Source organism: Finegoldia magna (assembly GCF_003182075.1).
Lineage (GTDB): Bacteria > Bacillota > Clostridia > Tissierellales > Peptoniphilaceae > Finegoldia > Finegoldia magna.
This window is the reverse complement of record NZ_QGTH01000002.1, coordinates 114,495-119,159: the sequence shown is the minus strand read 5'-3', so window position 1 is coordinate 119,159 and position 4,665 is coordinate 114,495. Positions and strand designations below refer to the sequence as shown.

Genomic DNA, 4,665 nt, shown 5'->3' with positions numbered 1-4,665 from the left:
ATAAATCGAAAACTTGACTGGAAATATATACTGTTATTGATTGGAAATGAAAAGTGAATAAGTATGGTGATAAAAGCAAGAGGGATACACCTGTACCCATGCCGAACACAGAAGTTAAGCCTCTTAACGCCGATGGTACTACGATGGAAACGTCGTGGGAGAGTAGGTAGTCGCCAAACAATTAAGGTCTAACGTGATTTAATCCGTTAGATCTTTTTTTGTTTACAAGAATTACGCTAGACAACAGTTGCAAGACACATGTAGGTCAAAAAATAAGCAAACATCTAGCACGAATATCTAGACTACGAAAATAAATAAATTCTAAGTTTGTGAACCTAAAATCGCAAACTCGCTAACGCTCAAACAGTGCGATTTTTTAACGGTTCCCTTCGCTTGAATTTATGATTATTTTCTCCGTATGATATTCTTAGCTTCGAATGTTTGCTTGAAGGTTTCGCAGTGTTGATGATTGCAGGGAGAGGATAGAAAATGATAAAAAATTTTTCTCAAGATTTACAGTTGCAGGACACACGTAGGTTAGAAAGTAAGCAAACATCTAGCACGAATATCTAGACTACGAAAATAAAAAAATTCTAAGTTTGTGAACCTAAAATCGCAAACTCGCTAACGCTCAAACAGTGCGATTTTTTAACGGTTCCCTTCGGTTGAATTTATAATTATTTTCTCCGTATGATATTCTTACCTTCGATTGTTTGCTTTAAGGTTTCGCGAATTTGTGGAATTGAGGGACAATGACAGAAAATGATTATAAGATTTCGCTAGATGACAGTAGCAAGACACACAAGGGTAAGAGCTATAGCAAACATCTTGCACGAATATCTAGACTACGAAAACAAATAAATTCTAAGCTTGTGAACCTAAAATTGTGAACTCGTGCTACGCACTCAAACAGCACAATTTTTTAACGGTTCCCTTCGCTTGAATTTATAATTATTGTCTCCGTATGATATTCTTAGCTTCGATTGTTTGCTCGAAGGTTTCGAGATGTTCAAGAATTGAGAGACACAGATATAAATTTTTGATAAGAATCACTAGACTAGGATAAAGGACGTATAGATTTAAATAGAAAATTATAAAATTAAATCACTAGACTTAGGGGAAAACAGAGAAATAAAAGGATAAAATGATAGCCACTAGATTTCTAGTGGCTAGGTGTTCATTATTTTGCTTTGATTACAAGTTGTTGGTTTGGTCTTTGTAATTTTGCGTTTATGTCTTGTGGTAGGTCGATTTTTGCTTCTTTTCCTGCAGATTCTAAGTTTACTACGTATTTTATTGCGTCGTGTTCTTCTTGTTCTTCAACTTGTGCTGCTTTACCATTTACATTGATTTTTGGTGCTTGTAAGTTCAAGATTGTTTTTGCTTTTTCTGATGATTTTAAGTCTTCTGGAATTTGTACGATGAAGTTTAATGTTTTAGGCATTTCTGCTACTTCAACTGTTGTTTCTTGTGCTAATTCTTGATCATCAGCTGTCAATTTGTAAGCAATTGTGTTTGTTAATACTTTTTGCAATTGTTCGTTTGTCATTTCAGCTGTTAGGTCGTTTACTAATACTTTTGAGCTGTATCCTTGTTCTTGTTCTTGAATTTTTGCGTTTAATTCTTTGATTTTGTTGTTAGCGTCGTTTAAGTTTTCGATAGCAAATTTTTTATCTGTTTCTACTTCTTTTAATTTGCTTTCTAATTCTGATCCTTTTTGATTAGAACATGAAGCCAATACAACCATTGATAATACTAATAATACTGTTAAAAATTTCTTTTTCATAATTCCCTCCAATTAATTTATTCCAACTCTATTATTATACTATTAATTTGGGAAAATTCAAACTATTTTAGTAGAAAAGTTCAGATATTTGTTTCTTAAATATTTTTATAATTATTTGAGTATTTAAGTGTAAAGCAATAAATATTATTGACAAAATAAATTCAATCTGGTATAATGATTTTGTAAATTTATATATATAAAAAGGAGGGTATATTTATGAGCAACAATAATAATGACTTTAAGCCTTTTATTTCGGCCGATAAGGTCTTGCCAGAGCTTACACCATTCTCTATTATTTTCGGTATTATCATGGCAATTGTATTTGGTGGAGCTAATGCATATTTAGGTCTTAGAGTTGGCTTGACAGTTTCTGCATCAATTCCTGCTGCTGTTATTTCAATGGGAGTTATCAGATTGATTTTCAAGAGGGATTCTATTTTGGAAAACAACATCGTTCAAACTATAGGTTCCGCAGGGGAATCAGTTGCCGCAGGTGCTATCTTTACAATGCCAGCATTATTTATTTGGATGAAGGAATGGAATGAACCAGCTCCATCATTAATCGAAATAGGGGTTATTACTCTTATTGGTGGTTTACTAGGGGTTTTATTCATGGTTCCGTTGAGAAATGCTTTAATAGTTAAGGAACACGGGGTTATTCCATATCCAGAAGGAACTGCTTGTGCAGAAGTTTTATTAGCCGGTGAAGAAGGTGGATCCAAGGCTAAGCTTGTATTTAAAGGTTTAGGTTTGGCTGCTGTATACAAATTCTTTGCTGATGGTTTGAAGATTTTCCCATCTTCATTATCAAAAGAAATTACAGTTAAATCTTTCTCAGGTGCTGGTATCGGTATCGACCCACTTCCATCTTTGGTAGGTGTTGGTTATATTTGTGGTCCTAAGATTTCTGGATACATGCTAAGTGGTGCAACTTTAGGTTGGTTAGTTATTATGCCACTTATGAAATTATTCGGTGGAGACAACATAATCGGTGCTGCAGATAAAGCTATTTCTGCTATGACTGTAAAAGATATTTGGGGTACTTATTTAAGATATATAGGAGCTGGTGCTGTAGCTACTGGTGGTATTATATCTTTAATTAAATCATTGCCACTAATTATTAGAACTTTCAGAGATGCTATGAAAGACTACAAATCACAAGGTTTGGGTACAGATTCAGTTCTTCGTACTGAAAAAGATTTGAGCATGAAATTCATAGGAATAGCTATTCTTGCTATAGCAGTTATAATGGCTGTTTTACCAATTATTCCAGTTGGTCCTATTGGTTCAATTATTATCGTTGTATTTGGTTTCTTCTTTGCAACTGTATCTTCTCGTTTGGTTGGTCTTATTGGATCTTCTAACAACCCAGTTTCTGGTATGACTATTGCTGCTTTATTGATAACTTCATTGTTGATCAAGGCTATGGGAAATACTGGTCACGATGGTATGATGATGGCTATTTCAATTGGTACTGTAATCTGTGTTATCGCTGCTATTTCAGGGGATACTTCACAAGACTTAAAGACTGGTTTCTTGGTTGGAGCTACTCCATATAAACAACAAATCGGTGAATTAATTGGTGTTACTGTATCTGCACTTGTAATCGGAGCTATTTTATGGTTATTAGATTCATCTTGGGGATATGGTTCAGAAGAACTTCCTGCACCACAAGGTATGTTGATGAAGCTTATAATCGAAGGTGTAATGGGTGGATCACTTCCTTGGGGATTAGTTTTCGCAGGAGCATTCATTGCAGTTGTTGTTGAAATTTTAGGAATTCCAGTTTTACCATTTGCAGTAGGTTTGTATTTACCAATCAACACTTCTACAGCAATCATGACTGGTGGTTTAATCAGATTATTTGTTGACAAGAGAAAAGTTAAAAATGAAGAATTAAGAAAAGAACAAGCTGAAAATGGTGTATTGTTCACATCTGGATTTATAGCAGGTGAAGGTGTTGTAGGTATTTTACTTGCTGCATTTGCTATAATCAAAGTAGGAGACAAAACATTAGGCGAAGTTCTTGATTTATCTTCAAAATTCAACATCGGCACAATTGGATCAATTATAGTATTCATATTGTTATTAGCAGTTCTAGTTAGAACTTGTATTAAAAACGTAAATACTAATGAAGCGAAATAAAAATTTCCTAGAATTTATTCCTGAGGTCAATGACAAGATAGAGTTTTATGAAAAAGATGATCTTGTGTATTTAGTAAAAAAGCACAATCATATTTTTGATAAGATTGCTCAAAAGATGTTCTTCACACCAAAAGAATCCAATATCAAGCTTGAAAGTTATGGAAGTGATGTTTTCAGGATGATTGATGGCAAGAGTAACATTATAGAAATTGGGAATAAATTAAAAGAACAATACGGAGATGAGGTAGAACCTCTATACGAGAGACTATCTCAATTCATACAAATTTTATACAACAATGATATTGTTAAACTCAAAAAGAAGTCTGAATAAGGCTTCTTTTTTTTATGGGGAGAAATATGGAAATAGGCAAAGAATTTCGCAAGTCAACAGTTGCAGGACACACAGAGGCCCAAAATCGGAGCAAACATCTCGCACGAATATCTAGGTGAAAATTTAATAATCTTATTCGCTCAGCCTCACTTCAGAAATCTTCTTTTTAGAATATGAAATGAAGATTTCATCGTTCGAAGCGTCGCTCATAAGAAACATTAAATTTTATATGATGATATTAGTGAGCTTCGATTGTTTGCTTGAAGGTTTCGCTGATTTTGAGATTGCGGGAAAAGGATAGAAAATAGTAAAAATAAATTCGATAGACAACAGTTGCTTGACACAGACAGGTCAGAAAGTAAGCAAACATCTCGCACGAATATCTAGACTACGAAAATAAATA

At 33.8% G+C, this 4,665-nt stretch carries 3 protein-coding genes and 1 rRNA gene; 3 read left to right on the top strand and 1 reads right to left on the bottom strand.

Annotation, left to right across the window (positions count from 1 at the left end; genetic code table 11):
- Positions 1-62: 62 nt before the first annotated feature.
- Positions 63-179: ribosomal RNA gene (rrf, locus tag DES33_RS01715) — 5S ribosomal RNA — on the top strand.
- Positions 180-1,180: 1,001 nt separating this feature from the next.
- Here rrf and DES33_RS01710 read toward each other — a convergent pair.
- Positions 1,181-1,786: a hypothetical protein gene (locus tag DES33_RS01710; protein ID WP_094210333.1), complete on the bottom strand. Its 606-nt coding sequence runs from the start codon at positions 1,784-1,786 to the stop codon at positions 1,181-1,183.
- 216 nt (positions 1,787-2,002) lie between these two features.
- On the opposite strand from DES33_RS01710, the gene DES33_RS01705 reads away from it, so the two are divergent.
- A complete protein-coding gene (locus DES33_RS01705; RefSeq protein ID WP_094224367.1) occupies positions 2,003-3,931 on the top strand; it encodes an OPT family oligopeptide transporter in 1,929 nt (642 codons plus the stop codon).
- Complete coding sequence (locus DES33_RS01700) at positions 3,918-4,262, top strand: PqqD family protein (RefSeq protein ID WP_094223186.1); 345 nt, start codon at positions 3,918-3,920, stop codon at positions 4,260-4,262. Before DES33_RS01705 ends, DES33_RS01700 begins: the two co-directional genes overlap by 14 nt.
- Positions 4,263-4,665: the final 403 nt, after the last annotated feature.

Bases quoted from the DNA above. Each gene is read 5' to 3' on its own strand.
- DES33_RS01710 (WP_094210333.1), bottom strand. From the start codon at position 1,786: ATGAAAAAGAAATTTTTAACAGTATTATTAGTATTATCAATGGTTGTA.
- DES33_RS01700 (WP_094223186.1), top strand. From the start codon at position 3,918: ATGAAGCGAAATAAAAATTTCCTAGAATTTATTCCTGAGGTCAATGAC.
- DES33_RS01705 (WP_094224367.1), top strand. From the start codon at position 2,003: ATGAGCAACAATAATAATGACTTTAAGCCTTTTATTTCGGCCGATAAG.